This window comes from Phyllobacterium sp. CL33Tsu (assembly GCF_900113985.1).
Classification (GTDB): domain Bacteria; phylum Pseudomonadota; class Alphaproteobacteria; order Rhizobiales; family Rhizobiaceae; genus Phyllobacterium; species Phyllobacterium pellucidum.
On sequence record NZ_FORJ01000004.1, the window covers coordinates 286,054 to 310,225 of the forward strand.

The following is a 24,172-nucleotide window of genomic DNA, read 5'->3' on the forward strand; positions in this document are numbered from 1 at the left end:
CCGACCGCAATAATATTAAGTTGAGTATATATATCAACTTTTAAGAATTGGATTGAAAGTTTCTGTCGCCTTTTGAACGGTTTTGGTCCGAACTTGCCGATGGGAAGCTATTTGCAGAGATCGCGCAGCCAGGCGGCGGGGGTGATTCCAACGATCTTCTTGAACATGCGAGTGAGGTGCGCCTGATCGGAGAAGCCGGTGGCGGAGGCGATGGCCGGCAATGATGAACCGGGCTGTCTTAACAGCGCCTGTACGCGGCGCATCCGTGCCTTCATCTGCCACTGATGCGGCGCGACACCGGTGGAGGCCTTGAAGGCATGGCTGAAATAGGATTGTGACAGGCCAGCAAGGCCAGCAAGTTCCTCGAGGCGAATGTTGCGCAGGCAATTATCTTCGATATAGCCGGTCACGGACCGCAACTGGCGCGGCGAGAGCTGGCTGCGTTGACGTTTCTGTTCCTGCGCGATGCCGAAAAGCTGGACGACTAGGGCTGTTGTCAGTCCATCGCCATAAAGGTCGTGTAAGGGCTGCTCGTTCAGGCACTCCTCGGCAATCAGTCTGGCAAGGCTCGCAATGCGGTCATCGAAGAACATGAGGCGGGGAGCGCCGAGCGTTCCGCATTTTCTCGCCTCCGGAAACCGATGCGACAGGACGGCGAGATCGAAATGCAGATCGAGGTGGCGCAGATATTCCACGCCTTCGCCGCGACCCCAAACCGGAAGGCCCGCAGGTATGTAGCTCATTGGATAGAAGGCGACGTCGCCAGGCGCGCCATGCGAGGCCGGGCCAAGACCGACACTGAAGGTCCCGGAGCCTCCCTTATCGAGGGTTACGAACAAACGCGGATCCTCGGATATATACTCGCCCTCGGCGCCAGGCTCGCATTTGACTGACCAGACATCGGCAACGACACCGGTCCAGGCCCGCCACTTCAGCTCGCCAAGAACCGTGACGCCTTCGACTTTGCTCGTCATCCTTGGATGGAACGTCATCGTTTCGCGCTACCCTTCGTGTCCACGGCGCCAGTAAGAGACGACGAGATGTTCCTCCCGCGCCAACTTGCGTTCCTTGCGCACGTGATTGCGAATGGATTTGAACGCCGAAAATTCGCAGCCGGCCCAGACAAAGACCCGCACATCCGTTGGAAACACCACCTTAGCCACTGCTTCGGGAAGCAGATCTGTTGTTGCGGCGGCCGCGCCGGAACGATGCAGCCAGACAAGATCGAGATCGCAGGCCGCAGTAAGGTTTTGCTCATCTGCCTCGTCCTCGACTTCAATCCGCACCACGATCTTTGCAGTTGCAGGCAGACGCTCGAGTATGCGACCGATCGCAGGGAGGGCCGTCTCATCGCCGGCAAGAAGATACCAGTCCGCTACCCCGACATCGCCGCCGCCCGGCCCTGTCATGCCGACAAGGTCACCGGGCATGGCATTGAGGGCCCATTGCGAACCGGGCGTTCCATCATGGATGACGATATCGATATCGACCTCGCCCCTGGCGGCATCAATCTTGCGAATGGTGTAGACGCGCGAGACGAGTTTATCGCTTCCTTCGGGCCATTCCGGGCGGCCGTCTTCGCCCATCACCGGCCATCGTGGTTGCGCCACGCCGTTCGGCGGAAACAGCAGGTGCACATGCAGCCCGCCATATTGGAACCGCGCAAGGTTGTTGCCCCGCAGCGTCACCCTGCGCATCCTCGGCGAGACATTGCGGCTTTCGACCACGCGCATTTCGCGGAAGAATGGCGGCACGCTTCCGACGGCCCCATCACCCTCCCAGACAATACGTGGCCTTTCCGCCCGCGCAAATTCCAGCACGTGGTTGGCAAGTGCATATTTCATATAGGCAAGTCCGGTCTCGTCCTCGCCTTCGGCTGTCAAGGACAGGCTGTCCCCGTCGGCCGCAAGGTCGGCCTTGCCATACGTCAGACCGATGGTGCCACCTTCACGACGCCGTGTGACATCCCCATGCTCTGAAAAGTGATCGAGCAGCTTGTTGAGATGCAGTGCTGGATTGGTGAGGGCGATCCGCGCAGATGCGCGCAAAATTGTGTCTGGCATATTGACCTCGGCAAAGGCAATCCCGCGCTGATACGACAGGAAAGCATCTATCGCTCAATACGCGATAATAATATGATAATTCAAGTCATATTATCGATAGGGCAACTTGAACAGAAAGTGGCCCGGCCCGCATGGCTGTGGACTCTGCGGATACCGGGCCGGTCGTGCAACTGGAAGTCTTCGACGCCCCATGGACGCACAAACAGGTAAATAATTTGCCGCGATCCGCTGATTTCACGGCCGACGCCAGGCGACGTCATATCGCTTCCGACTGCGACGAGGTATAATCCGGCATACACCTTGTTCCGCTCCCCTCAATAGGAACGCCGATGAGCATTGAAGAACAAGTCGCCCGGCACTACACACACGGCTCGCTGGAAAAGGCGATATTGGCGGCACTCATAGCTGCCGGTAAAGACATCGATACATTGACGGCATCTGATCTTGCGCCCATTGACGAGTTTCATCTCGGGTGGCTTCCCGCGACCATAGAACTCGGCAGAAGCTTGCGTATCGAGCCGCAAATGCACCTCCTTGACGTTGGTTGCGGCATAGGCGGCCCGGCCCGCTATCTCGCCGAAACCTATGAGTGCCGCATCACCGGTGTTGATCTTACTGACGAATTCGTCGAAGTCGCCCGGGCGCTGACGGACCGCTGTGGGCTTGATGACCGCATCGATTTTCATCAGGCCAGTGCGCTCGCCCTTCCTTTCGATGAAGGCAGTTTCGACGCTGCTTACATGATCCACGTCGGCATGAACATTGAAGACAAGCACACGCTTTTTGCTGAGGTCTGGCGCGTCTTGAAGCCGGGCGGGCGCTTTGTCGTCTATGACATCATGCGTGTGGGCGATGCGCCGCTGAACTATCCCATGCCCTGGGCCATGAACAAGGAAACGAGCTTCGTCGAGACGCCGGGCTTCTATGGCAAGACATTGAGCGCCGCAGGTTTCGAGACACAGGCAAAGAATAGCCGGCGCGATCTCGCCATAAAAATCGTCCGAGAGATGCAGGCCAAGGCCGCGGCGGAGGGTCCGCCCGTGCTCAGTGGACAGATCATCATGGGACCAACGGCCAAGCAGCGACTGGCAAACGCTTTTGAAGCCCTCGAAAACGGAATTATCGAACCAATCGAGATTGTTGCACGGGCATAGTCGCGCTTTGATCCTCGCCTATTTCAGCTGGAACCCAAATCCTTCCAGTACGTCGCGAAGCTTGTCGCGGTTCTTCAGCGCCTCCTTCGTGGCGATACGGCGGGAGACCTGTTCCGACCAATCGATCGGTGTCATCGACTGGATTTTTTGGAAGGCGCGCAAAGTCTCATTGTAGAGACCGAGGTCGGCCTTGCTGGGGTTCTCGCTGTATCGCTCGCGGTGGAGCACAGTGGGTTGCGGCAGGCGCGGCTTGGCATCTGTCTTGATCGCAGGATCGGGATATCCGACCGTCAGGCCGAACACTGGAAAAACCAATGCGGGCAGATCGAGTTCCCGGGCAACCGTAGCCGGATCGTTGCGCAGCGCGCCGATATAGCAGGTGCCAAGGCCGAGGGACTCAAAGGCGACCAGGGCATTCTGTGCGACAAGTGCAGCATCGATGACGGCAAGGAGAAAGCCCTCGACATAGTCCAGGCCGTCAGATGTCGATCCTTCCGCATCGGCGATACGGCGCAGCCGGGAAAGGTCCGCAAGCCAAATGAGAAGCAGGGGTGCCTGGTTGATCTGCCTCTGGTCGCCAGCAATGGCGTTGATCCGCGCTTTGCGCTCTCGGTCTTCGACCGCAACGACACTCCATGCCTGCAAGTTCGATGATGTGGGAGCCGATTGCGCGGCGGCAATTGCAAGTTCCACGACCTCGGCCGGAACAGGCTTTGGCAGGTAGGACCGCACGCTGCGATGATCGAGCAGAACATCAATCGTCTCTGTCGAAATCCCATGGCCTACCAAAGGATGATTTTCGCCGTATCGTTGTTCCAACAGCCTTTCCAGGCGGTCGCGCGGCGTATCGTTCAGGGTTTCGGCTGCAGTGATGGGCATCAATATTGCTTTCAATGGGTGCTTACGCGCCAGCGCAAGAGATAGTTTTCGACCTTAGCGGCGAGCCGGTTGAGAATAAACCCGACAATGCCGAGAATGATCACGCCGACCATAACAAGGGCCATGTCGAAGCGTTCGCGGCCGGCAATGATCAAGCCGCCGATGCCCGGGCCAACAGCAAGAAAATACTCGGCGCCGACCGTTGCCAGCCATGAATAGATCAACCCGAGGTGCACGCCTGTAGCAATCGATGGCAGGGCCGACGGGAGGAATATGCGCGTGATGCGTTGCGTTGGCGTAAACCGCAAGGCATCGCCCACCTCGATCAGATCCGCCGGCACATTGCGCATGCCTTCATAGGTGTTGAGCACGACGGGAATGAAGGCGGCGAGCGCGACGAAGACAATCTTGGCCTGTTCGCCGAAGCCGAACCAGATAGAAATGAGCGGGATCCATGCGAGCAGTGAAATCTGCTTCAGGCCGTTGAAGGTAGGGGCAATCAGGGCATCGGCCACGCGCGACAGGGCAAGCAGCGTTGCAAAGAGCACGCCGAGAGCAGAACCGAGGAGAAAGCCCGCAATATTCCGAAACAGGCTGAACCCCAGTTCGCCGATCAGATTGTTGTCGATGAGTTCGCGCTTTGCCGTCAGGAAGACATCTTCGAGCGATGGAAGAAAGCGCGGATCGACGAGGCCGCTACGGCTCGAACCTTCCCACAAGATAAGGAGAAGGATCGGGAGGGTCAGACCACGGCGAATTTTCAGCACACGTTCGGAACTCACATAGGTAATCGCCATCAGCTTTCTTCCTTCTGCTTCCAGCGCTGCACGCGGTTTTCGGCAGCGTCGAATCCCTTATCCATGAGGAACCCGACGATCCCGATTGCGATCATGGCGACGATGACGACATCGAGCCAGAACATCTGCCGGCCCCAGACGAGGAGGTACCCGAGCCCCTCGGAGGAGGCGAGCAGCTCGACGCCGACAAGTGCCGTCCAGGAATGGGTCAGACCGTAGCGAATGCCGGTGAAGATCGAAGGTGCTGCGCCCGGAAGAACGATCAGCCGCAGCGTCTGCCAGCGGTTGAAGCGGAGTGCGTGGCCCACTTCGACAAAATTGGCTGGCACGGAGCGAATGCCAGCCGCGGTGTTCACGGTCATCGGGACAAGAGCGCCCTTGGCAATGACTATGATCTTCAGTGTTTCGCCGATGCCGAAGATCAGCATCAGCAAGGGGATCCATCCAAGGGTCGGAATTTGGGCGAAGGCGAGGAAGAGCGGGCGCACGTAGTCGTCCACGCGCCGCGACAATCCCATTGCGACGCCAAGTGTAAGGCCCGCTACCGCACCAAACAGAAACCCGATCACCACCCGTCGCAGGCTCACCCCGGTGTGGTAGAGGATTTCACCTGACGCGATCATCTCGACGGCGGTGGCATAGACATAGGCGGGCGACGGCAGGATCTGCTCGGGGAGCCATCCCTGGCTTGAAGCCAGCCACCATGCTGCGACCAGCGCCAACGGCAGGATCAGCGCAACCGCGACGCGGCGAAGCCTCAAACCGCCGCGCCGCAATCGCCATGTTCTGGCCCGCCCTTGCAACGATCTCGGCACAAGGGCGGTATTATCGGACAGGAGCGTCATGTCGTCCCTTTGGTTGAGGCCAGATCAGGAGCCGAGAGGCTTGCCATTGGCGCCGTAGGACTGCCAAAAATTCTGAAGATTGAGCTTCGCCAGCGCCGCATTCAGATATTTCGGCTCGAACCAGCCATCGGTGCTCACATCACGCCGGATCAAGCCGAATTCCTTGGCTTTGACGGCTTGCTCTTCATACTGGGAAACAAGCAGGTCGTCGATCAGCGGGGAGTTGCGGTAGGCAAGCGTGTCGTTGCTGAAGTAGTCCTCGAGGATCGGCACGGGCGTTCCAGACTTGTGCCAGAGCTCGAAGAGCGCAGCCCGGTTCGGCTCGTCCGACGACCACTGCGCCGCCTTGACGAAGGCGTCGACGACGCGCTGGGTGATTTCGGGATGCTGGTCGATGAAGTCCTCGCGGCCGACGATGCCGGCATTGCGGCCGAATCGCGGATCATCGCCTTTGGTTGTGTAGATCACTTTCGCGTTGCCCTTCGCAGCGAGGTTGATCAGTGGCGTATCGCCGAACGCGGCATCGATATCCTGGCTCGTCAACGCTGCGACCGTACCAGCGCTGTCGAGATTGATGACCTGAATATCCTTTTCTGTCAGACCATTCGCCTCTAGGATCTTGATCGCTGCGAGATGGCCGTTGGTACCGCGCTGATATGCGACCTTCTTACCCTTCAGATCCGCAACTGACTTGACGTCAGAATCCTTGGCAACGGCAAGGTAAAGCGGTTTGCGCGCGCCACTCGCCAGTAGATATTTTGTTTTCAAGCCGTTGGCCCGACCGATCAATGACGGGAGATCGCCCTGATAGGCAAAATCAAGCTGGTTGTTGGCAAAGGCCTCGTTGACAGCAGGTCCCGCACCCTTGAAGAAGAACCATTCGATCTTGACGTCAGGGTCGTTGGCAAACTCCTTTTCGAGGTACTCGCCGGCACGCGCCGTCGCCGCTGAAGTCCCCTCCGCATAGGGCCTGCTATCGACGCCGATCGCGGCGTAACCGATATTTATGGTCACCGGCTCGGCAATCGCCGGAACTGCCAGCAGCGAAGCGGCAAATGCGGCCAGAACCGTGCGGCGGGTGAGTTGCGATAGGCTCATTTCAGATCTCCGTCGTTGAAAGAATGGGACGCCCCGATGGCTGCGAACGCGGCGCGTTCCGTGCAGCACTGGTGGTCTTGATTGGCGGGCGCTTCACCTGTGCGGGTTGCTTGGCGATTGTCTTCGGCTCGCCGTTCCGCGTCGTGCTGTTGAGAATGTCGAGAACATGGTTGCGGATACTGGCGAGTTGCGCCGAGGTCCGTTCGCGCGGATGTGGCAGGTCGACAGGTACGATCTCCCTGATCCGGCCCGGGCGCGGCGACATGACGACGACGCGATCGCCGAGGTAGACGGCTTCGTCGACATCGTGAGTGACCAGCACCATAGTGATCTGCTCCCTCGCCCATATATCCTGCAGCTCGCCTTGCAGATGCGCCTTGGTAATCGCATCCAGGGCCCCGAAGGGCTCGTCGAGGAAAAGGACGTCAGGACGGTTGACGAGCCCGCGCGCAATCCCCGCGCGCTGGGCCATGCCGCCCGAAAGCTGGTGTGGATAGGCTTTTTCGAAACCGGTAAGGCCGACAAGCGCGATCTGCTTGGCAACGAGGTCCTGCTTCTCGGCCTTGGAAAAAGCCGCGTTTTCCAGCCCCAGCGCCACATTGCGCTCTACGGTCAGCCAGGGAAACAGTCGCGGCTCCTGGAATACGATACCGCGATCGAGACTCGGACCGGTCACTGGCTTGCCCGCATGTTCGACAAGCCCGTCATGCCCGGTATCGAGACCCGCGCCGAGGCGCAGCAATGTCGACTTGCCGCAGCCACTCGCGCCGACGATGGTGACGAATTCACCGGCCTTGACGTCAAGGCTGACGCGGTCGAGCGCCGTAAGTTCGCCGCCGTTGACACGGAATTGCCGGCTGACATTGCTGATCTTCAGATGCGCTGTGCTGGTCATCTTGGTCGCTCTCTTTCGCGAGTAAATGTTATTCGGCTGCGACAGCGGCATGCGCCGGATGCTGCGGCTCCCGCAAACCGAGGTGGCTGCGGAGCGTCTGGCCTTCATATTCGCTGCGGAAGAGACCGCGACGACGGAGTTCCGGAACGATGTGCTCGACGAAATCGGTCAATCCGGCCGGCAAATGTGGCGGCATGACGTTGAAGCCGTCCGCTGCGCCAGTCTTGAACCAGTCCTCCATCTGATCGACGATCTGCTCGGCCGTCCCGATCACCTGCCAGTGGCCGCGCGCACCGGCAACGCGCAGATAGAGTTGGCGGATGGTGAGGTTTTCGCGTCGGGCCAGATCGATCATCAGTTTCTGACGGCTCTTGCTGCCATTGGTTTCGGTAACTTCCGGGAGCGGTCCATCAAGCGGATACTTGGAAAGATCGACGTCACCTGCCATGCCGTTCAAAAGCGAGAGTCCAACTGCGGGATGAATAAGCTCCTGAATCTGCTCGAACTTTTCCCTGGCTTCCGATTCTGTTTTCGCGACGACCGGGAAGATGCCGGGCATGATCTTGAGTTCATCCGGCGAGCGGCCATAGCGGGCGAGCCTCCCCTTCACATCACTATAAAAGGCGCGTGCATCGTCGGCATTCTGATGTGCGGTAAAAATGACCTCTGCCGTTCGCGCCGCAAGCTCCTTGCCCGGCTCGGACGACCCGGCCTGAACGATCACCGGGTGCCCTTGCGGTGCACGTGCAACGTTGAGCGGGCCACGGACCTTGAAATGCTTGCCGCGGTGATTGAGGAGGTGCTGCTTCGACGGGTCGTAATAGATGCCGCTCTCCTTGTCGCGCAGGAAGGCATCTTCTTCCCAAGTGTCCCAAAGACCGCGCACGACGTCAGCGAACTCTTCCGCCCGTTCATAGCGCTCCGCATGGGCAACGTGGTGGTCCCGGTTGAAATTGTGCGCTTCGTCCTCACTGGCGGAGGTGACAAGGTTCCAGCCGGCGCGCCCGCCGCTGATGTGGTCGAGCGAGGCAAATTTGCGGGCGATATGATAGGGCTCGTTGTAGGTCGTCGAGGCGGTTGCGACAAACCCGATCCGCGTCGTGAGTGCGGCAAGCGCCGAGAGCAAGGTGAGCGGCTCGAACTGGGCCACATAGCGGATCGCCGTCCGGCTCAAGGCCTCGGTGTCCGTGCCCCGGGTGCCGACGCCATCGGCCATGAAGATCAGGTCGAACTTTGCGGCCTCGGCAATCCGGGCAAGTTCGGCGTAATGGGCGAAGTTCGAACCCGCGTCGGCCTGCGCTTCGGGATGGCGCCAGGCCGCGATGTGATGACCCGTCGGATAGAGGAATGCTCCAAGTTTAATTTGGCCGGTTCGTTTGCCCATGACTTCGCCTTTCGTCCATTGCGTGACGAAAAGCCTAGGCCGCAAATTTTAATCACGACAGAAATGGTATTCTTTAAAAACCAGTCTACGGGGTTTTATTGATTTAAGATGACTTATCCCCGGAGGCTGATTTTCGGTGACGGTGGCGTCGTGCCCGCGGTGATTGATTGCCCGCGTCGCCGGTCCGATATCGTGCTAAGCTGATCAAGCGGAGGGTTTGGGATGAACCGCAACGATCACGACGAACATCTCATTGAAACGGTGTTTCGCAACGGCACGATCACTGTCGTCGGCGTCGTCCTGTCATTTTCGCTTGGGTTCCTCACCCAGTGGGCAAGCAATCCGGTACCCTGGAAAATCACGGATTTGCCAACCCTCTTTCTCATATCGATCGGCATTGCATTCCAGCTGCGTTCCCTCGCGCTCCTCTTGAAAACCGAATCCCTGAAAAAGTCCGTCTATGAACGGGCGAGTCGCTATTTCCTGATCGGCATCGTCATAACCGGCTCGGGCGTCTTCGTGGCAATCGTCATCGACTCCGTCCGTCTGCTTTCAGAACGCTACCAATGGATTTGGTAACGCGGAAAACTCGGCTAGTCTTGCTCCTCAGAGAGTTTATTTTGTTAAGACTTTAATAAAACTATAGTAAACATCGATATAAATACGAATATTTAAAGTAATACCTCGTTTATTGCAAGGTGTGCTAAAGATTGTTCAACCACATTCTTTAAGGAGTGTGTAAACCGCTGCGACTGAGGTTCAGTGCGTTGCAACACCACCTTATTCGCACACAGGGATATAGATATGAACAAGCTTTTCAAACGCTTCCTCAGGGATGAATCCGGCGCAACGGCAATCGAATACGGCCTGATCGCAGCCCTGATCTCCGTCGGCATCATCGTCGGAGTGAGGAGCCTCGGCTCAAGCCTCAGCACAACCTTAAACACACTCGGCACCACGATAGAGAAGAACGGCAAGTAAGCCGGCAGGGGCTTCTGCTAGCGTTTCATGCAAATCCGCGGTCAAAAGTTAAACCGTCGATTGAGAGTATGAGGATTTGCTCACTTTCTCATCAAGTTTCGAAGTAATTGCGCCTAGGATCCAGCTATTCCAACTCCGTATCCAAGTACGACCTCTAACGCTTTTGGCAACCGGCCATGCAACGCTCACGGCATTTTACACAAATACAACCATCTGATGTAATCCCGTGTTAATCACGACGTGGGTTAGCTATTTCTCAACCATGTTCCTTAAGTCGGCCGTAAATGGCCGCCGCCTAAGTTCGAGACGGTTCAACGAAACCGCGTCAACAAACAAACAGGGATACATGATCATGAGCAACCTCTTCGCACGCTTCCTCAAGGACGAATCTGGCGCAACGGCAATCGAATACGGCCTGATTGCAGCCCTCATCTCCGTCGGCATCATCGCTGGTGTACGCAGCCTCGGCTCCAGCCTGAGCTCGACCTTCAATACGCTCGGCACGACGATGACCGACGCTGCCAACTAATTTACTTGAGTGTCGCCTTTACCGGCGACCTCGTACTACCGGAGAGCCACCGCGAGGTGGCTCTTTCGCTTTTCCGACATATGAATAAAGCGGCGGATTTGCGTGTTCCATATTCAGTCCAATATCTGGAGGAAGAGATGGAAAGATTGCAGGCCCCGCTCGCGCTGCTGGCGCGACTGTTTCTCGCCTATATCTTCGTTGTCGAAGGCTGGAGCAAGATCTCCGCCTACTCGGCAACCGCAAGTTACATGCAGACCAACGGTGTCACGCCCGGTCTATTGCCACTTGTCATCCTGACCGAGCTTGGCGGTGGATTGCTGATCGCTGCAGGATTTATGACCCGTTATGCCGCGCTCGCGCTTGCCGGCTTCTGCCTCCTGACGGCGCTGCTCTTCCATAGCGATTTCGGCAATATCGAGCAGGTCATCAACTTCAACAAGAATATCGCCATTGCCGGTGGATTTCTCGCCCTCATGGCCTTCGGGCCGGGCGCCTGGTCGATCGACGCAATGAAGCGCGGCGTTATCCAAAACTCGATGTCTTGAGAAACTCGGCAAGGCGTTCCGTTTGCGGCTTGTGGAACATTTCGCGCGGATTGCCTTCCTCGCCGATGCGACCCTGGTTCATGAAGATGACGCGGTTGGAAACCTCATAGGCAAAGCGCATTTCGTGGGTGACGAGCAGCATGCTCATGCCGTCCTGCGCCAGCGCCTTGATCACCTGCAGCACCTCGTTGACGAGTTCGGGGTCAAGCGCGGATGTCACTTCATCGAAGAGCATCAGCCTGGGGTTCATGGCGATGGCGCGGGCGATCGCGACACGCTGCTGTTGCCCGCCTGACAGCTGACCCGGGAAATGGTCGGCACGTGATCGCAAGCCGACACGATCGAGCCATTTTTCGGCTATGGATCGCGCTTCGTCCTTGCCAAGCTTCTTCACCTTCATCAGCCCCAGCATGACGTTGCGGGCGGCGGTCATGTGCGGAAAGAGATTGAATTGTTGGAAGGCCATCCCGGTCAGGGCGCGTTGGCGGGCAATTTCCTTCTCCTTCTTGCGATGGCGCTGGCCACCAGCTGTTACATATCCGATCTCTTCGCCATCGATGCTGATCGAGCCGCCCTGGAACTCTTCCAGCATGTTGATGCAGCGGAGCATCGTGGTCTTGCCCGAACCGCTCGAACCGATAATGCTGATGACATCTCCCAGCGCCATGGTGCAGTCGACGCCCTTCAGCACTTCCACGTCGCCGTAGCTTTTGTGCAGGTTGCGGATTTCAAGAAGGTTGGACATCGGAGAATGCCTTACGATGGAACGGCGGTCTTGCGCTCGACATAGCGGCCGAAGCGCTCGATGGCGTAGTTGATGACGAAATAGAGGAAACCGGCGAAGAAATAGAACTCAAGGCTCATGAACGAGCGCGAGATCAATTCCTGTGTGCGCAGTAGTAGTTCGGCAACGCCGATGATCGAAAGGAGCGTCGACGCCTTGACCATCTCCGCCGCGGTGTTCACCCAGGCCGGCAGGACCTGGCGCAATGCCTGAGGGCCTAGAACATAGGCGAATGTTTGCGGGAAGGTGAGACCAATGGCCTTGGCCGCCTCGGTCTGCCCCTTGGGGATCGATTGCAGGGCGCCCCGGACGATTTCGCCGACATGCGAGCTGCAGAATACCGCAAGGGCAAGAACGCCTGCCTGAAAGGGGCCAAGATCAAGCCCGATCGTGCCAAGCACGTAATAGCTCGCAAGGACAAGGACGAGGACCGGCGTGCCCCTGATGAAATCCGTGTAGCCGCGAACGATCCAGCGCAGCGGGCGCACACCGTAGGTGAGGGCGAGCCCGACGAATACGCCGAGCACGGTGCCGAAGCAGATGGCGAGGAGCGATATCGATATGGTGACGCCAAGACCCTTGAGGATCGGGAAGCGCGCGAGCCAGAGAACATCGAGGAAGTGGGCTATGTCCATCGGCTCACCTCGGCAAGGACAAGCGGCGTTCGACGCTGCGCATCAGCGCCGCGAGGATCGAGCAGGTGAATACATAGAGGCAACTGGCGACGATCCAGGTCTCGATGACACGGAAGCTTTCGACATTGATCTTGCGCGCTTCGAAGGTCAGTTCCGGAATCGCGATCGCGGCGGCGAGCGAGGTATCCTTGAATAGCGAAATTATCGTGCTGCTCAAGGAGGGCAGGATGTTGCGGAACATCAGTGGCGCAATGATCGACGTTCGAATCTGCATTTCCGTAAGGCCGATGGCGAGCCCCGCTTCACGAAGTCCCGGCGGTATCGACAGAAGTCCGGCGCGAAACACTTCCGCAAGATAGGCGCCGGAATAGAGCGCGAGGGTGAAGACGAAGCTCTCGATCTTGCCGAGCCGCAAACCGAGCTGCGGCAGGGCAAAATAGCTGAAGAGCACCAGCACCAGGATCGGGGTGTTGCGGATGATCGTTACGTAGATACCGGCCGGCCGCTTGATCAAGCCGTTTTTCGAGATCAGTCCGAACGCGGTGATCAGGCCGATGATGGCGCCGATGAGGATTGCACCGAATGCAAGTGCGAGGCTGAGGGCCAGGCCTTGAAGGAGCAGGTCGAAGCTGCGCCAGACGGCAGCGAAATTCAGCGTATATCCCATTGCGTTCCCACCCGATGGAACCGGACCGATGCGCAGCGCTCACGCAACGGCACCGGAGAGACCCGGAGCCGTTGCGCGATGCCGGTTACTTGTATTCGACTGGGAAGCCGATCTGCGGCGGGGTAAGGTCCTTGCCGAACCAGGTCTTGAAGGACTTGGCGTAGAAGTCGAACTCGACGCCGGTCATGGCTTCATGCAGGGCCGTATTGACGAAGTTCAACCAATCCTGATCGCCGCGCTTCACACCGCAAGCATAGGTCTGCGGATTCCAGCCATAGCCACCGTCCTTGTAGCGACCGGGATTCTGCGTCATGTACCAGGCCAGCGAGGACTGGTCGGTGGCGGCAGCGTCGGCGCGTCCGGATTCGAGCGCCTGATAGATGAGATCGACCGATTCATATTGGTCGACCTTGGCTTCGGGGAGCGCCGCGTGGACCATGCTTTCGGCATAGACGTTCTGCAGAACCGAAATCGTCACGCCGGAGCCGCCCGCCTTGAGCGCGGCGTAGTCGGCATATTTGCCGTCGGCCTTCAGCATGAGGCCGACGCCTTCGCGATAATAGGGGATTGTAAATGCGATCTGCTGCGCCCGCTCGCCGGTCACCGTCATGAACTGGCAGGTGATATCCACCTTATCCGTGGTAATGTTAGGAATGCGCGCATCGGAAGACTGGTTGACGAATTCGATCTTGTCCGGGTCGTTGAACAGGGCCTTGGCGATGATGTGGCCCATATCGATATCGAAGCCCTGCAACTTGTCGTCGGCACTCTTGAAATGCCAGGGCGCATTGGTGCTGCCGGTTCCCAGGACCAGATGGCCGCGCGCCAACACTTCGTCGAGCTTGCTTTTGGTTTCTTGAGCGAATGCGCCAATCGAAGGCAGCGCAACGAGAGCGGCTGCAAGGGCCGCAATGTAAAGTCGTTTGGACATTTTGTTCCCCTATTCGTCAAAGCGAATCTTGTGTCGTTATCCATTATAGTGGAATATAATACCTAATAATGGATGACATATAGAATTACAGCGGCTTGAACTTGTCAAGCGTGATTTACCGCTGCTCTCTGGGCGATTGGGGGTGCTTGAAATGGGCGCTCGCGCGGCCCAAAAGAAAAGCTCGCATCGGCGGATGCGAGCTTGGATTCTTTACGTTGATTGCGAATTTCGTCTTATGCTGCGGCAGCAGCGTTGACGTGACCCTCAGCAATCTTGGTCAAGGCCTTATCGGCATTCATCTCTTCGTTGAGATTCTGCTGGAGAAGCGAAGCGCAATCTTCGCGTCCAAGCTGCTTTGCCCACGCGATCAACGTACCGTAGCGCGTGATCTCGTAGTGCTCGACGGCCTGACCGGCGGCGATCAGCGCGGCATCGAGAACCTGATCGTCATCGACTTCGCCGCTGACCTCGTCGGCCTCTTCGAGAATACCATCGATTGCCGGGCAGTTCACGCCGCTGACGTCCACGCCATGCAGCTTGAAGACCTGCTCAAGCCTGTCGATCTGGGTCTCGGTTTCCTGCAGGTGTTTTTCAAACCCCATCTTCAATTCTTGATCCGATGCCTTGTCGATCATTTCAGGCAAGGCTTTTACGATCTGGTTCTCGGCATAATAAATGTCGCGCAGTGTATGAACGAAAAGATCGTCCATCGTTTTGATGTCTTTCGAAAAGAAACCCATGTCATTCTCCCTTGTTTGGACATGCATCGACATTCGGCGCCCAAAAGGCGTCGGCATGCAGTCAGTGTGTTTCGATTGCCCAGAGGAAACGGGAGGTATTGCTTATTGTTCCGAGATAATTTTCAGGTTTCTAAATTCTCACTTGCGGGTCCAGCCTGCCCTTCCCTGCGATATCGATGCGGAAGGTTTTGCCGGCATCGGGATACGCCAACCGTGAAGCCTCATCCATCTCGGCATAGGCACTGGTCACGACCAGGCTCGCGCTATCCGTGCCGATGAATGCGGGACAGGTCGGCTGCGGAATGGGCAGTTCAATCGTTCGGATGCGATTTCCCGATGGAGCAAAGACATCGATACGGGAGCCGCCCCAGGAGGCATTCCAAAGGTTGCCGTCAGCGTCAACCACCGAACCGTCAAAGCCCCCGCTCCCGATATTCCAGAGAAACTCGGTGGGCTCGCCGTTCGGCAGTCCCGTCTCAGGATCCGTATTCACCCGCCAGACGATATTAAGCGCCAAATCCGCGAAATAGGCAGCCCGCCCATCAGGTGCGAAACAGATCGAGTTGGCGATCAAAATATTGCCGTACAGTTTGCGCAGCTCGCCCTCGCGATACCAATAAATGGCGCCCGCGCTCGGCTCGGCCTTCTTGCCCATAGTGCTGACCCAGAACGCGCCGGCCGGATGGACGCGCGCATCATTGGACCGCGTTGCGGGATTATCGGCTTCGATCGGCTGGTGCATCATCGTGTGCCCTGTCGAGCGATCGCGAACGAAGAGCCCGGTCTCCGTCAGGACGAGTTGGCGCTCTTTGTCGACGACTGCAAGCGCGCTCGCCATCTGGCCGAGGCTATGCATGCGCGCTTCGCCGCCGGCGAGCGGCTTTTCAAAGAGCCGACCGGCAAGAATGTCAAACCACCACACCGTATTGGTCAGTGGATCAAATCCCGGCCCTTCTCCAAGTTCGCAGGGTTCGTCATGAAATATGCTGATCTTCGTCATCGATGGCCCTTAGGCGGCGAACACGCGGTCATAGGCCGCCACAGTAACCCTTGCGCGTTCGCCGACAAAGGCGGCCGATGCGCCCACCTTGTAAAGGCTCGATCCAAGGCCGAACGTTCGCACCCCGACCTTCGAATAGGCTGCAAAGCCATTTTCGTCGACACCGCCAACGGCGCCGATGACCGTTCCCCTGGGCAAGATCGCGCTGACGGCCTTGATACCGTCAGGCCCGAGGACGCTTGCAGGAAAGAATTTCAAGCCGGATGCGCCAGCGCTCAAGGCCGCCAGTGCTTCGGTAGGCGTGAAAACGCCCGGCATGGTCACCATGCCTGCCGCGACCGCCGCACTCAATACGGCCAGATCGACATTAGGGCTGATCATCAGACGTCCACCCGCTTCCGCCAGACGTGCGACATCCGCGGCGTCAAGCACCGTTCCGGCACCAACCAGAACGGAGGACGGCAATCTCTTCGCCAGCAACTCGATCGACCGGAACGGATCAGGTGAATTCAGTGGGACTTCGATAGCTTCAATGCCGGCCCTCACCAGTTCCTCAGCAATGCCCAGAACTTCATCCGGCTTCACGCCGCGCAAAATGGCGATGAGATCGCGTTGCAGCTTGGGCCATGGGGTGGATGCGCTTGTCATTGCATAGTCCTTATCAACGGGGCCAGATGGCCGAGGCGGCGACAAACAAGCCCTTGCGCACGGCCTCATCGGCGTCGACCGCACCGAACTCGATGCCCGCGAGCGAAAGTGCCTTGCCGTAAAGCGTAGCCATGCTGCCGGAAGCAACGAGCGCGACCCTACCCTGGTGCTTCGATCTTGCGCCGGCAATTTCCGCGCCGATAAGCAGACCAGAAAGTCGTGAGGCTGCCCCTTCAGGCGAAAGGTTGTCGAGCAGCATCGCCGCGCGAATAGGAAAGAGTTCGCCGAGCATCGCTTCTCCAGACAGCATCAACTCCACTGCAGCGGTAAATTGCGGATGATCGGCAGACGCGGAACTCGCAGCACCCTGCACTGAGTGCCGCAGGATCGACTGCGAGGCGAGGAGCGCATAAAGTTCGCCCGTCAAATAGGTTGAAAACGTCTTCGCCCTGCCGCTCTGGAGTTCGACCCATTTCGAGTGGGTACCGGGCATGGCGACGACACCATCCGTGATGTTTCGAGCCAGCATGGCGCCAAGGAGTTGGGTTTCCTCGCCGCGCATGACGTTGGGAAAGCGCCCGGATTGCGACAAACCCGGGATGATCCGCACATCACGGTCGGTCCCGGTAATTTTCACGGCACCGGAAAGAATCGCATTGAGATCTGCCGGGACAGCAACGTAGTTGGCCTCGACCCAACCCTGGCGTGAGCCCGCCATGCCGCAGACGATCACCGGCAGCTGCGCTGGCGCACCAAGCTCTGCTAGGTGAGCTTCGAGTGTCGTGGCGAATCCGCGTTCCCGCGACGCATCGAGCCCATCGTCCGAACGCTTCTCGGCAATGATGTTCCCCGTGCCATCCACAAGCCAGAGGCGAAAACGGCTCGTTCCCCAATCGGCGAGGCCATAGGCGGGTGCAGACGTCACAGGCAGCCTCCATCGACGATCAGCGTTTGTGCTGTCAGCATGCGTGATGCGTCCGAGGCCAGGAAGAGGCAAGGTCCCACCATGTCGCCGGGCAGCAATTCCTCCGGGATGGCCTGCCTTTTCATATACGCTTCCAGCCCTTCTTGCGTGACCCAATGCGTGCGTTGCCGTTCCGTCATCACCCAGCCGGGCGCGATGGCATTGACACGGATCTTCTCGGGTCCGAGCCGACCCGCCAATCCCTTTGTAAGGCCTATGATTCCAGCCTTGGCAGCGGTGTAGGCTGGCAGGTTGCCCTGGTTGATCATGAAGGAGATCGACGTGAAATTAATGATCGATCCGCCACCTGCCGTTCGCATGCCGGGTACGACAGCTTGAGCGGTAAAGAAGTGCGGGCGGAGATTTATCGCCTGGTTCCCGTTCCAGTAGTTCTCTGTCACATCGTCAATGTCATGCCGGTCATCCCAGGCAGCATTGTTGACCAGAACGGTAACGGGTCCATTTTTCGAAATTGCCGTGGCAACAGCGTTGCGTAGGGCCTCGATGTCAGTGAGATCGGCCTTCAAATAAAACGGGCGGTTGCCGTATTTCTTGTCGAGCGCGTTGGCAAGGTCCTGCGAAGCAGCCTCGGCAATGTCGATGAAAGCAACGCGTGCACCTTGCGCGACGAAACCCTCCGTGAGGGCAGCGCCGATGCCGGACCCGCCACCCGTTATGAGCACGGAGCGGTTCTTCAGATCGGGGAAAACGGCAGAAGGCATCATGGCTCGAACTCGCAGCATAAGTTCCATTATTTGGAACAGTGTTTGACTATATCGAATTGATCTCCTAGACTTCCGGAAGTCAAGATGTGACCCTGAATTCCGCACCCGGACAACTCACATTTGTGTAGTGATCTCCGATTCAAGGTGAAGGTGCATGGAGAGCGCGAGTGAGCAAGAGCCGAACGACTGGAAGCGCCAGAGATACGGGCACCCTCGGCAAGGCGGTCAGCGTGCTCGATATCATCGCCAACGCGAGCGAGCCGTTACGATTTACCGATGTTCTGCGTCTTACCCGTCAACCGCGCGGCACGCTTCACCGGCAGATTTCAAACCTCATTGAAGAGGGCCTGCTCACGGTCAATCGCGATCAGTCCTACGGCCTTGGCCTTCGGCTGCTGCAGTTTGCATCACGGGCATGGGCGAGCAACGAATTGCGCGCTATCGCCGAACCGCATATCCGCAAACTGCACGAGGCGACGGGCGAAACCGTGCATCTCGGTGTTTTGCAGGGCACCGAGGTCGTCTACCTCGACAAGATCGAAAGCCGGCAAAATATCCGCCTCGTCTCGCGCATCGGCAATACGGCGCCAGCCTGGTGTACCGGTGTCGGCAAGGCCGCACTGTCGGCGATGGCCGATGAAGATTTGCACGACCGTATCGGCAAAATTAATTTTACTCGCTATACACCGCATACGATTACCGATGTACCGAGCCTGCTGAACGAGATTTCCACGATCCGCAGGGCGGGCAACGCCTATGATCGAGAGGAACATGAACTCGGGATTTGCTGCGTGGCTGCACCTGTCTCGTCGACTGACAAAAAGCTCATCGCTGGCGTATCGGTGACGGGGCCGGCATACCGTATCACGCCGGAAATCCTCTCCTCCTGGGCCGGAATCACCCGCGCAGCGGCGGCAGCAATCATGCATGACATGGCGATCCAGTTCTCGCCGCGCCGTTCAGCCTGAGCGACTAGTTGCGGATGGTAAAATCGGCCTCGCGCGACTCTTCGAGAACGAGTTCGGCATTGGGCATGTCGTTGGAAAGTGCCCGTTGCTGGGCCGAGCCGACATTGTGGCCGAGACCCAGCCAGCGCTGGACGAGACGGTTTTCGAGTTCGAGGCGATCGACCTCGAGAAAGACGGTAACGTCGAAGAGCGGCGCGAGCCGATCCCATGGAGCCTGATCCAAGAGAAGGTAGTTGCCCTCGACGAGGAGGATGCGTTGCCCGGCACGCACGATATCGGCACCAGCGCGCGCCAGATCGAGCTTGCGGTCGAATAGCGGGATGACCACATCATCGCCGATATGCCGCAGGCGGTTCAGCAGCGCCTCAAAGCCGGCACAGTCGAAGGTCGGCGGCGAACCCTTGCGCTTGCGCAGGTTCATGGCGTCGAGAATGGCGTTGTCGAGGTGAAACCCGTCCATCGGCACGACGATTGCCGCACCGGGTTCGCGAGCATTGATGGCTTTGCAAAGCGCCGCCGAAGCAGTCGATTTACCGGCGCCGGGCGCGCCCGCAATCGCGACGATCAGACGGTCGGTCCTAGCCGCCCGCGCAAGAAGTTCGGGAACGAGATCTTCGACGGTGATCATCATGGGGCGATACTCTGCGATGTTCTACGCTACCGCTTCTACCGTTCCCAACGATGCGGAGGAAGTATTTTTTTGGCGTCTAGCGATCGAAGACGAGATAGTTTTCCCATGCACGCATCCTGAGCAGTATCCTGCGGATGATGGCGAGCGCCGCCATGCTTTTGGTATAAACAGCAACCTCCGCCGTTGCGCCACCCGGCAGATTATAGGCGGCGGCCTCCTCGCCAAGATCGATCACCGTAATCATGCGTCCAGGCGCTTGGCGGTCGTCGGGAGCAAGGAGCGTACCCGAAGGTTCAAGCTGTCCCGTCGCCATGGTTTCAACCACGGTCTTTACCGTGCCTCGAAAGACCTGGCCTGGAACAGCTGCGAAGGAGATCTCAGCTTCGTCGCCGGCCTCGACGCGTTGTAGCGACAATTGATTGAAGGCCGCTGCAAAGACGCGCCGGTCGGTGTGCACAAAAGTCATGACAGGACGGAGCGGCAGGGAGACGGCCATCATCCCCGGATGCAGGAACACCTGCGCCGCATAGCCATCCGTCGGCGCACGGTAGACGCTCTGCTCGAGATCAAACTCCGCTCGCGCCACCTCGGCCTCCAGTTGTGCGACCGTCGTATCGACACCACCAATCTGCGCGTTGGCGGCAAGACGCGCCTGATCGGCCTGCGCGGCGGCGCTCGCAAGCGCGCTTTCCGCTGCCAGATAGAGGTCGCGCCGGTTGACCACTTCAGCTTCAGAAAATGGCGCATCGCCCTTCCCGCCCGCATGCGCATTGGCCGTGGCATGCCGGTCGTAGTCATCCTTGGCGCGGTCGCGTGAATCGCGCGCGCCATCGACGGCTGCGTTGGCAGCCTTAAGTGCCGCCTGGCGTTCGAGCCCGTCCTGCTGTGCTTTGGCCAGAGCGGCTTTCCGGTGGGCGAGCGCGTATTCGAAGGGGCGCGGATCGAGCCGGAACAGGACGTCGCCTTTCTTCACATGGGTATTGGGGGCGACGGGAACGTCGACCACCTGGCCGTTGACGGCCGGGCTGATAGGCGTCGCATAAAAATAGAGCCGGGCCTCGGTCGTGAACGGGTGGTTATAGTTCATGGCGATGACGATGCCGCCGATGAGAACGACGCCGCCGAGCACGGTCGTCGTCAGTGTCCATTGATTGACCGGCAGCCGCAGGAGCCGGAATGCGACAATGCAGAGAGCCGCATAAAGGAGGCAAAGGAGCGTGGTCATTTCGCGGAGGGCCCGGTAACCTGCCGCTGTTCCAGCGCGGCAATCCGGTCTTCAAGAGCTTTCGACCCGCTAGAACCCATGCCCCACCCCCGGTCGGGCCGGTACATCATCGCCCAGATCCAGAGGAACGGCCAAATCGCGTGCAGCGTAAAGAGACTGACCCAACCTGCAGCTTCAATCGCATCCTGGTGCGGATGGTCGCGCGCCTTGGCTATCTTATAGGGAACATCGTGGATAGCGACAATGCCGTAGACGAGAGTAACGGCCAGAAAAAACAGAAGCGCGAGCGCAACATAGTCAAGCACAATATCAACCTCGCAATGGGTATATCAAATGCGAAGCGATTAGCTCGGATTGGTATGTTTAAAAAGTACGTAACCGTAACAAGGACCGAATCCCCGCCGCAAAAAAGCGGCGGGGAAGGTACCGGAAGCTGCTACCTCAGGCCGCGAGCCACTTGTCGTAATCGGAAACCAGCAGATGCAGCGGCGCTTCGTCTTCGTCGATCGACGAGAAACGGCCGATGGGCTCGCGAAAGATATTGTCGGTCAGATCGTCGTTGACGGTCGACACTTCGCCGATCAGCACGTCACCGCCTTCGCCCCAGAATGCATGCCAGTTGCCCGGTAGCAGGGTTACGCTTTCACCCGGCTGCAGCTTCAGCAAACCTCCAGCTTTCAGCATGACGATACGTCCATCCGTCGCGACTTCGACATCGGTCTTCTCATCGACACTGCCGTCGGCATTGGAATTGAAAAGTTCGAGCACAAGCGTGCCGCCGCCGCGGTTGATGATGTCTTCCGCTTTGACGATATGGCGGTGCATCGGCGACAACTGCTTTTCGCGCGAGATCATGATCTTTTCCGCGTAGAGCATGCCGCCGCCCTTCTTCAGGTCTTCCTGGTTGCCATTGCGGGTCGTGAACAGAAAGAGGCCGAGTTCATCGAACTTGCCCTGCCCGTAGTCGGTAATGTCCCAACCGAGGCGGGCCTGCAGAATGGCCTTTGAATCGCTGGCGGTACGCGCCTTCAATTCCTCCGGTGACCAATAAGCGAAGGGCGGCATAACATAGCCGAAAGAGCGGATGAACTTGTCGCTCTCGCGGATGATTTCATTGACTTCGGAACGCTTCATTTTTCAAATTTTTCCTTCATGTAAATTACGCAACCAGTTCGGCCGGCGGGCTCTTTGCGCCAGTCATGAAAGCGACGGCGTCGGACATCGTATATTCCTTCGGATTGATGACGCAAAGACGTTTTCCGAGGCGATGGATATGAATTCTGTCGGCCACCTCGAAGACGTGCGGCATGTTGTGCGAAATCAGTACGATCGGAAGTCCGCGTTTCTTCACGTCCTGAATGAGTTCAAGCACGCGCCGCGATTCCTTGACGCCGAGGGCAGCCGTCGGTTCGTCCATGATCACGACCTTGGAGCCAAACGCCGCGGCACGGGCGACCGCAACGCCCTGGCGCTGCCCGCCCGAAAGCGTCTCCACAGCCTGGCCGATATTCTGGATGGTCATCAGGCCGAGCTCCGTCAACTTGTCGCGCGCCCGCTTCTCCATGGCCTTGCGGTCAAGCATGCGGAACCACTTGCCCATGATGCCGGGCTTGCGGATCTCGCGGCCGAGAAACATGTTGTCGGCGATCGAAAGCGCCGGCGACAGGGCAAGATTCTGGTACACCGTCTCGATACCTGCGTCGCGGGCTTCCATGGGGGAGCGGAAGTGGATGGGCTTGCCGTCCAGCTTGATCTCGCCGTCATCGGGGTGGATAGCGCCGGAAATCGCCTTGATGAGCGAAGATTTTCCAGCGCCATTGTCGCCGATCACCGCGAGGACCTCGCCCTTATAGAGGTCGAAATCCGCGTAATCGAGGGCTGTGACCCGGCCATAACGCTTTACCAGTCCACGCGCGGTTAGAAGGGGTTCGCTTTGCATCAGCCTGCTACCTTTCTGATCCACTGATCGATTGCGACGGCAAGGATGATCAGGACGCCGATGATCAGGTACGTCCATTGCACGTCAGTGCCGTACATGCGCATTCCGAACGAGAACACGCCGACGATGAGCGCGCCGAAGAGCATGCCGAGGATGGAGCCGCGTCCGCCGAAGAGCGACATACCGCCGATCACCACGGCGGTGATCGATTCGATGTTGGCAAACTGGCCGATCTGCGGCGAAACCGAACCGTTGCGCCCGATGGAGGCCCACCCGGCCAGTGCACAGATGAGACCGGCAAGCACGTAGACAGTGATCACTACACGCTTCGTCCGGACGCCGGAAAGCTTCGCCGCCTCGGGATCGTCGCCGATGGCGTAAACGTGGCGGCCCCACGCCGTATGGTTGAGGACATACCAGAGAACGGCAATCAGAATGAGCATGGCAAAGACGCCATAGGTGAAAGTGGCCCCGCCAATATTGATCTTCTGACCGAAGAACTGGAGCAAGGGCGCGTTTGTCTCAATATCCTGGGCCCGGATCGTCTCATTGGCGGAATAGATGTATGTCGTTGCGAGGAAAATCTGCCAGGTGCCGAGGGTGACGATGAAGGGCGGCAGCTTCACGGTCGCGATAAGAAAACCGTTGATGAAGCCGCACAATGCGCCGAGCGCAACGCCGCAGAGGATCGCAAGTTCAACCGGCATTCCGTAGCGAAAGGTAAACTGCCCCATTACCACGGAAGTCAGCACCATGATCGCGCCGACCGAAAGGTCGATGCCGGCGGTAAGCACGACCAAGGTCTGCGCCGCGCCGACGATACCGACAATGGCCACCTGCTGAAGAATAAGCGACAGCGCGAAGGGCGTGAAAAATCGCGACCCGACGATGACTGCGAAGATCAGCAGTGACAGGACGAGAACGATCAGGGGTACCGAGGCCGGACTCGAGTGCAGAAAGTGCCGCAGCTTTTCGAGGGGGCTTCGCTCATGCTGGTCGAAGCTCGCGACCGTCGTCGCACTTTGCGACAGCACGCGCTCGAACTCTTGCCCGGTCTGAGATGTGGTGTTGGTTTCCGTCATGGCTGGGCCCTCCCTGAACCGCTGAAGTCGGAGAGAGGAGGTTACACCCTCCTCTCTCCCCCT

29 protein-coding genes are annotated in these 24,172 nt (G+C 58.5%); 6 read left to right on the plus strand and 23 right to left on the minus strand.

What is annotated here, in order from left to right; translation table 11 throughout:
- Positions 1 to 107 precede the first annotated feature (107 nt).
- Complete coding sequence (locus tag BM074_RS16410) at positions 108 to 992, minus strand: helix-turn-helix domain-containing protein (protein WP_091923412.1); 885 nt, start codon at positions 990 to 992, stop codon at positions 108 to 110.
- 9 nt (positions 993 to 1,001) lie between these two features.
- Entirely contained in the window at positions 1,002 to 2,063 is a 1,062-nt protein-coding gene (locus tag BM074_RS16415) for a siderophore-interacting protein (protein WP_091923413.1), read from the minus strand.
- Between the two features lie 329 nt (positions 2,064 to 2,392).
- Between BM074_RS16415 and BM074_RS16420 the strand changes: the two genes are divergently transcribed.
- A complete protein-coding gene (locus tag BM074_RS16420) occupies positions 2,393 to 3,217 on the plus strand; it encodes a class I SAM-dependent methyltransferase (RefSeq protein WP_091923415.1) in 825 nt (274 codons plus the stop codon).
- A gap of 18 nt (positions 3,218 to 3,235) precedes the next feature.
- On the opposite strand, the gene BM074_RS16425 is transcribed toward BM074_RS16420, so the two are convergent.
- The 6 genes from BM074_RS16425 to BM074_RS16450 all read right to left on the minus strand — a co-directional run bounded on the left by BM074_RS16425 (position 3,236) and on the right by BM074_RS16450 (position 9,115).
- On the minus strand, positions 3,236 to 4,096 hold the full coding sequence (locus tag BM074_RS16425; RefSeq protein WP_091923417.1) for an NADPH-dependent oxidoreductase: 861 nt from the start codon (positions 4,094 to 4,096) through the stop codon (positions 3,236 to 3,238).
- Positions 4,097 to 4,107: 11 nt separating this feature from the next.
- Positions 4,108 to 4,893: an ABC transporter permease gene (locus BM074_RS16430; protein ID WP_091923419.1), complete on the minus strand. Its 786-nt coding sequence runs from the start codon at positions 4,891 to 4,893 to the stop codon at positions 4,108 to 4,110.
- On the minus strand, positions 4,893 to 5,654 hold the full coding sequence (locus BM074_RS16435; RefSeq protein ID WP_244532906.1) for an ABC transporter permease: 762 nt from the start codon (positions 5,652 to 5,654) through the stop codon (positions 4,893 to 4,895). The genes BM074_RS16430 and BM074_RS16435 overlap by 1 nt, the downstream gene beginning before the upstream one ends.
- 108 nt (positions 5,655 to 5,762) lie before the next feature.
- Positions 5,763 to 6,836: an ABC transporter substrate-binding protein gene (locus BM074_RS16440; protein ID WP_091923422.1), complete on the minus strand. Its 1,074-nt coding sequence runs from the start codon at positions 6,834 to 6,836 to the stop codon at positions 5,763 to 5,765.
- A gap of 1 nt (position 6,837) precedes the next feature.
- Positions 6,838 to 7,731 carry an ABC transporter ATP-binding protein gene (locus BM074_RS16445; protein ID WP_091923590.1) on the minus strand — a complete coding sequence of 298 codons (894 nt, stop codon included), beginning with the start codon at positions 7,729 to 7,731 and terminating at the stop codon, positions 6,838 to 6,840.
- A gap of 28 nt (positions 7,732 to 7,759) precedes the next feature.
- A complete protein-coding gene (locus BM074_RS16450; RefSeq protein WP_091923424.1) occupies positions 7,760 to 9,115 on the minus strand; it encodes an LLM class flavin-dependent oxidoreductase in 1,356 nt (451 codons plus the stop codon).
- A gap of 222 nt (positions 9,116 to 9,337) precedes the next feature.
- Between BM074_RS16450 and BM074_RS16455 the strand changes: the two genes are divergently transcribed.
- The 4 genes from BM074_RS16455 (at position 9,338) to BM074_RS16470 (ending at position 11,170) form a co-directional block, all read left to right on the plus strand.
- Entirely contained in the window at positions 9,338 to 9,694 is a 357-nt protein-coding gene (locus tag BM074_RS16455; protein ID WP_091923426.1) for a hypothetical protein, read from the plus strand.
- A 225-nt stretch (positions 9,695 to 9,919) separates the two neighbouring features.
- Positions 9,920 to 10,096: a Flp family type IVb pilin gene (locus tag BM074_RS16460; protein ID WP_081815911.1), complete on the plus strand. Its 177-nt coding sequence runs from the start codon at positions 9,920 to 9,922 to the stop codon at positions 10,094 to 10,096.
- A gap of 352 nt (positions 10,097 to 10,448) precedes the next feature.
- Positions 10,449 to 10,625, plus strand: a complete 177-nt coding sequence (locus BM074_RS16465) for a Flp family type IVb pilin (RefSeq protein ID WP_027232253.1) — start codon at positions 10,449 to 10,451, stop codon at positions 10,623 to 10,625.
- A 137-nt stretch (positions 10,626 to 10,762) separates the two neighbouring features.
- On the plus strand, positions 10,763 to 11,170 hold the full coding sequence (locus BM074_RS16470) for a DoxX family protein (protein WP_027232254.1): 408 nt from the start codon (positions 10,763 to 10,765) through the stop codon (positions 11,168 to 11,170).
- Here BM074_RS16470 and BM074_RS16475 read toward each other — a convergent pair.
- The 9 genes from BM074_RS16475 to BM074_RS16515 all read right to left on the minus strand — a co-directional run bounded on the left by BM074_RS16475 (position 11,148) and on the right by BM074_RS16515 (position 18,264).
- The gene (locus BM074_RS16475) at positions 11,148 to 11,915 is read right to left on the minus strand and encodes an amino acid ABC transporter ATP-binding protein (protein WP_091923427.1); all 768 of its coding nucleotides are present in this window, start codon (positions 11,913 to 11,915) and stop codon (positions 11,148 to 11,150) included. The genes BM074_RS16470 and BM074_RS16475 overlap by 23 nt on opposite strands.
- A gap of 11 nt (positions 11,916 to 11,926) precedes the next feature.
- Positions 11,927 to 12,589 (minus strand): amino acid ABC transporter permease, encoded by a 663-nt coding sequence (locus BM074_RS16480; RefSeq protein WP_091923429.1) that lies wholly within the window; start codon positions 12,587 to 12,589, stop codon positions 11,927 to 11,929.
- 4 nt (positions 12,590 to 12,593) lie between these two features.
- Complete coding sequence (locus BM074_RS16485; protein WP_027232257.1) at positions 12,594 to 13,256, minus strand: amino acid ABC transporter permease; 663 nt, start codon at positions 13,254 to 13,256, stop codon at positions 12,594 to 12,596.
- Positions 13,257 to 13,341: 85 nt separating this feature from the next.
- Positions 13,342 to 14,187, minus strand: coding sequence for a transporter substrate-binding domain-containing protein (locus BM074_RS16490; RefSeq protein WP_091923430.1), 846 nt, complete (start codon positions 14,185 to 14,187; stop codon positions 13,342 to 13,344).
- 233 nt (positions 14,188 to 14,420) lie between these two features.
- Positions 14,421 to 14,927, minus strand: a complete 507-nt coding sequence (locus tag BM074_RS16495; RefSeq protein WP_091923442.1) for a YciE/YciF ferroxidase family protein — start codon at positions 14,925 to 14,927, stop codon at positions 14,421 to 14,423.
- A gap of 130 nt (positions 14,928 to 15,057) precedes the next feature.
- Positions 15,058 to 15,927, minus strand: coding sequence for an SMP-30/gluconolactonase/LRE family protein (locus BM074_RS16500; protein WP_091923444.1), 870 nt, complete (start codon positions 15,925 to 15,927; stop codon positions 15,058 to 15,060).
- A gap of 9 nt (positions 15,928 to 15,936) precedes the next feature.
- The gene (locus tag BM074_RS16505) at positions 15,937 to 16,575 is read right to left on the minus strand and encodes a 2-dehydro-3-deoxy-6-phosphogalactonate aldolase (RefSeq protein ID WP_091923445.1); all 639 of its coding nucleotides are present in this window, start codon (positions 16,573 to 16,575) and stop codon (positions 15,937 to 15,939) included.
- 13 nt (positions 16,576 to 16,588) lie between these two features.
- The gene (locus BM074_RS16510; protein WP_091923447.1) at positions 16,589 to 17,500 is read right to left on the minus strand and encodes a 2-dehydro-3-deoxygalactonokinase; all 912 of its coding nucleotides are present in this window, start codon (positions 17,498 to 17,500) and stop codon (positions 16,589 to 16,591) included.
- On the minus strand, positions 17,497 to 18,264 hold the full coding sequence (locus BM074_RS16515) for an SDR family NAD(P)-dependent oxidoreductase (protein ID WP_091923592.1): 768 nt from the start codon (positions 18,262 to 18,264) through the stop codon (positions 17,497 to 17,499). Before BM074_RS16515 ends, BM074_RS16510 begins: the two co-directional genes overlap by 4 nt.
- Positions 18,265 to 18,431: 167 nt before the next feature.
- Here BM074_RS16515 and BM074_RS16520 point away from each other — a divergent pair, with 167 nt between their 5' ends.
- Positions 18,432 to 19,232 carry an IclR family transcriptional regulator gene (locus BM074_RS16520; RefSeq protein WP_091923449.1) on the plus strand — a complete coding sequence of 267 codons (801 nt, stop codon included), beginning with the start codon at positions 18,432 to 18,434 and terminating at the stop codon, positions 19,230 to 19,232.
- Positions 19,233 to 19,236: 4 nt separating this feature from the next.
- On the opposite strand, the gene BM074_RS16525 is transcribed toward BM074_RS16520, so the two are convergent.
- The 6 genes from BM074_RS16525 to BM074_RS16550 all read right to left on the minus strand — a co-directional run bounded on the left by BM074_RS16525 (position 19,237) and on the right by BM074_RS16550 (position 24,109).
- Complete coding sequence (locus BM074_RS16525; RefSeq protein WP_091923451.1) at positions 19,237 to 19,863, minus strand: nucleoside triphosphate hydrolase; 627 nt, start codon at positions 19,861 to 19,863, stop codon at positions 19,237 to 19,239.
- 76 nt (positions 19,864 to 19,939) lie between these two features.
- Positions 19,940 to 21,088: an HlyD family secretion protein gene (locus tag BM074_RS16530; RefSeq protein ID WP_091923453.1), complete on the minus strand. Its 1,149-nt coding sequence runs from the start codon at positions 21,086 to 21,088 to the stop codon at positions 19,940 to 19,942.
- On the minus strand, positions 21,085 to 21,396 hold the full coding sequence (locus BM074_RS16535; RefSeq protein WP_081815912.1) for a DUF3302 domain-containing protein: 312 nt from the start codon (positions 21,394 to 21,396) through the stop codon (positions 21,085 to 21,087). The genes BM074_RS16530 and BM074_RS16535 overlap by 4 nt, the downstream gene beginning before the upstream one ends.
- Positions 21,397 to 21,529: 133 nt before the next feature.
- Complete coding sequence (locus tag BM074_RS16540) at positions 21,530 to 22,222, minus strand: D-lyxose/D-mannose family sugar isomerase (RefSeq protein ID WP_091923455.1); 693 nt, start codon at positions 22,220 to 22,222, stop codon at positions 21,530 to 21,532.
- A gap of 25 nt (positions 22,223 to 22,247) precedes the next feature.
- Positions 22,248 to 23,027, minus strand: a complete 780-nt coding sequence (locus BM074_RS16545) for an ATP-binding cassette domain-containing protein (RefSeq protein ID WP_027232269.1) — start codon at positions 23,025 to 23,027, stop codon at positions 22,248 to 22,250.
- Positions 23,027 to 24,109 (minus strand): ABC transporter permease, encoded by a 1,083-nt coding sequence (locus BM074_RS16550; protein ID WP_027232270.1) that lies wholly within the window; start codon positions 24,107 to 24,109, stop codon positions 23,027 to 23,029. The genes BM074_RS16545 and BM074_RS16550 overlap by 1 nt, the downstream gene beginning before the upstream one ends.
- Positions 24,110 to 24,172 lie beyond the last annotated feature (63 nt).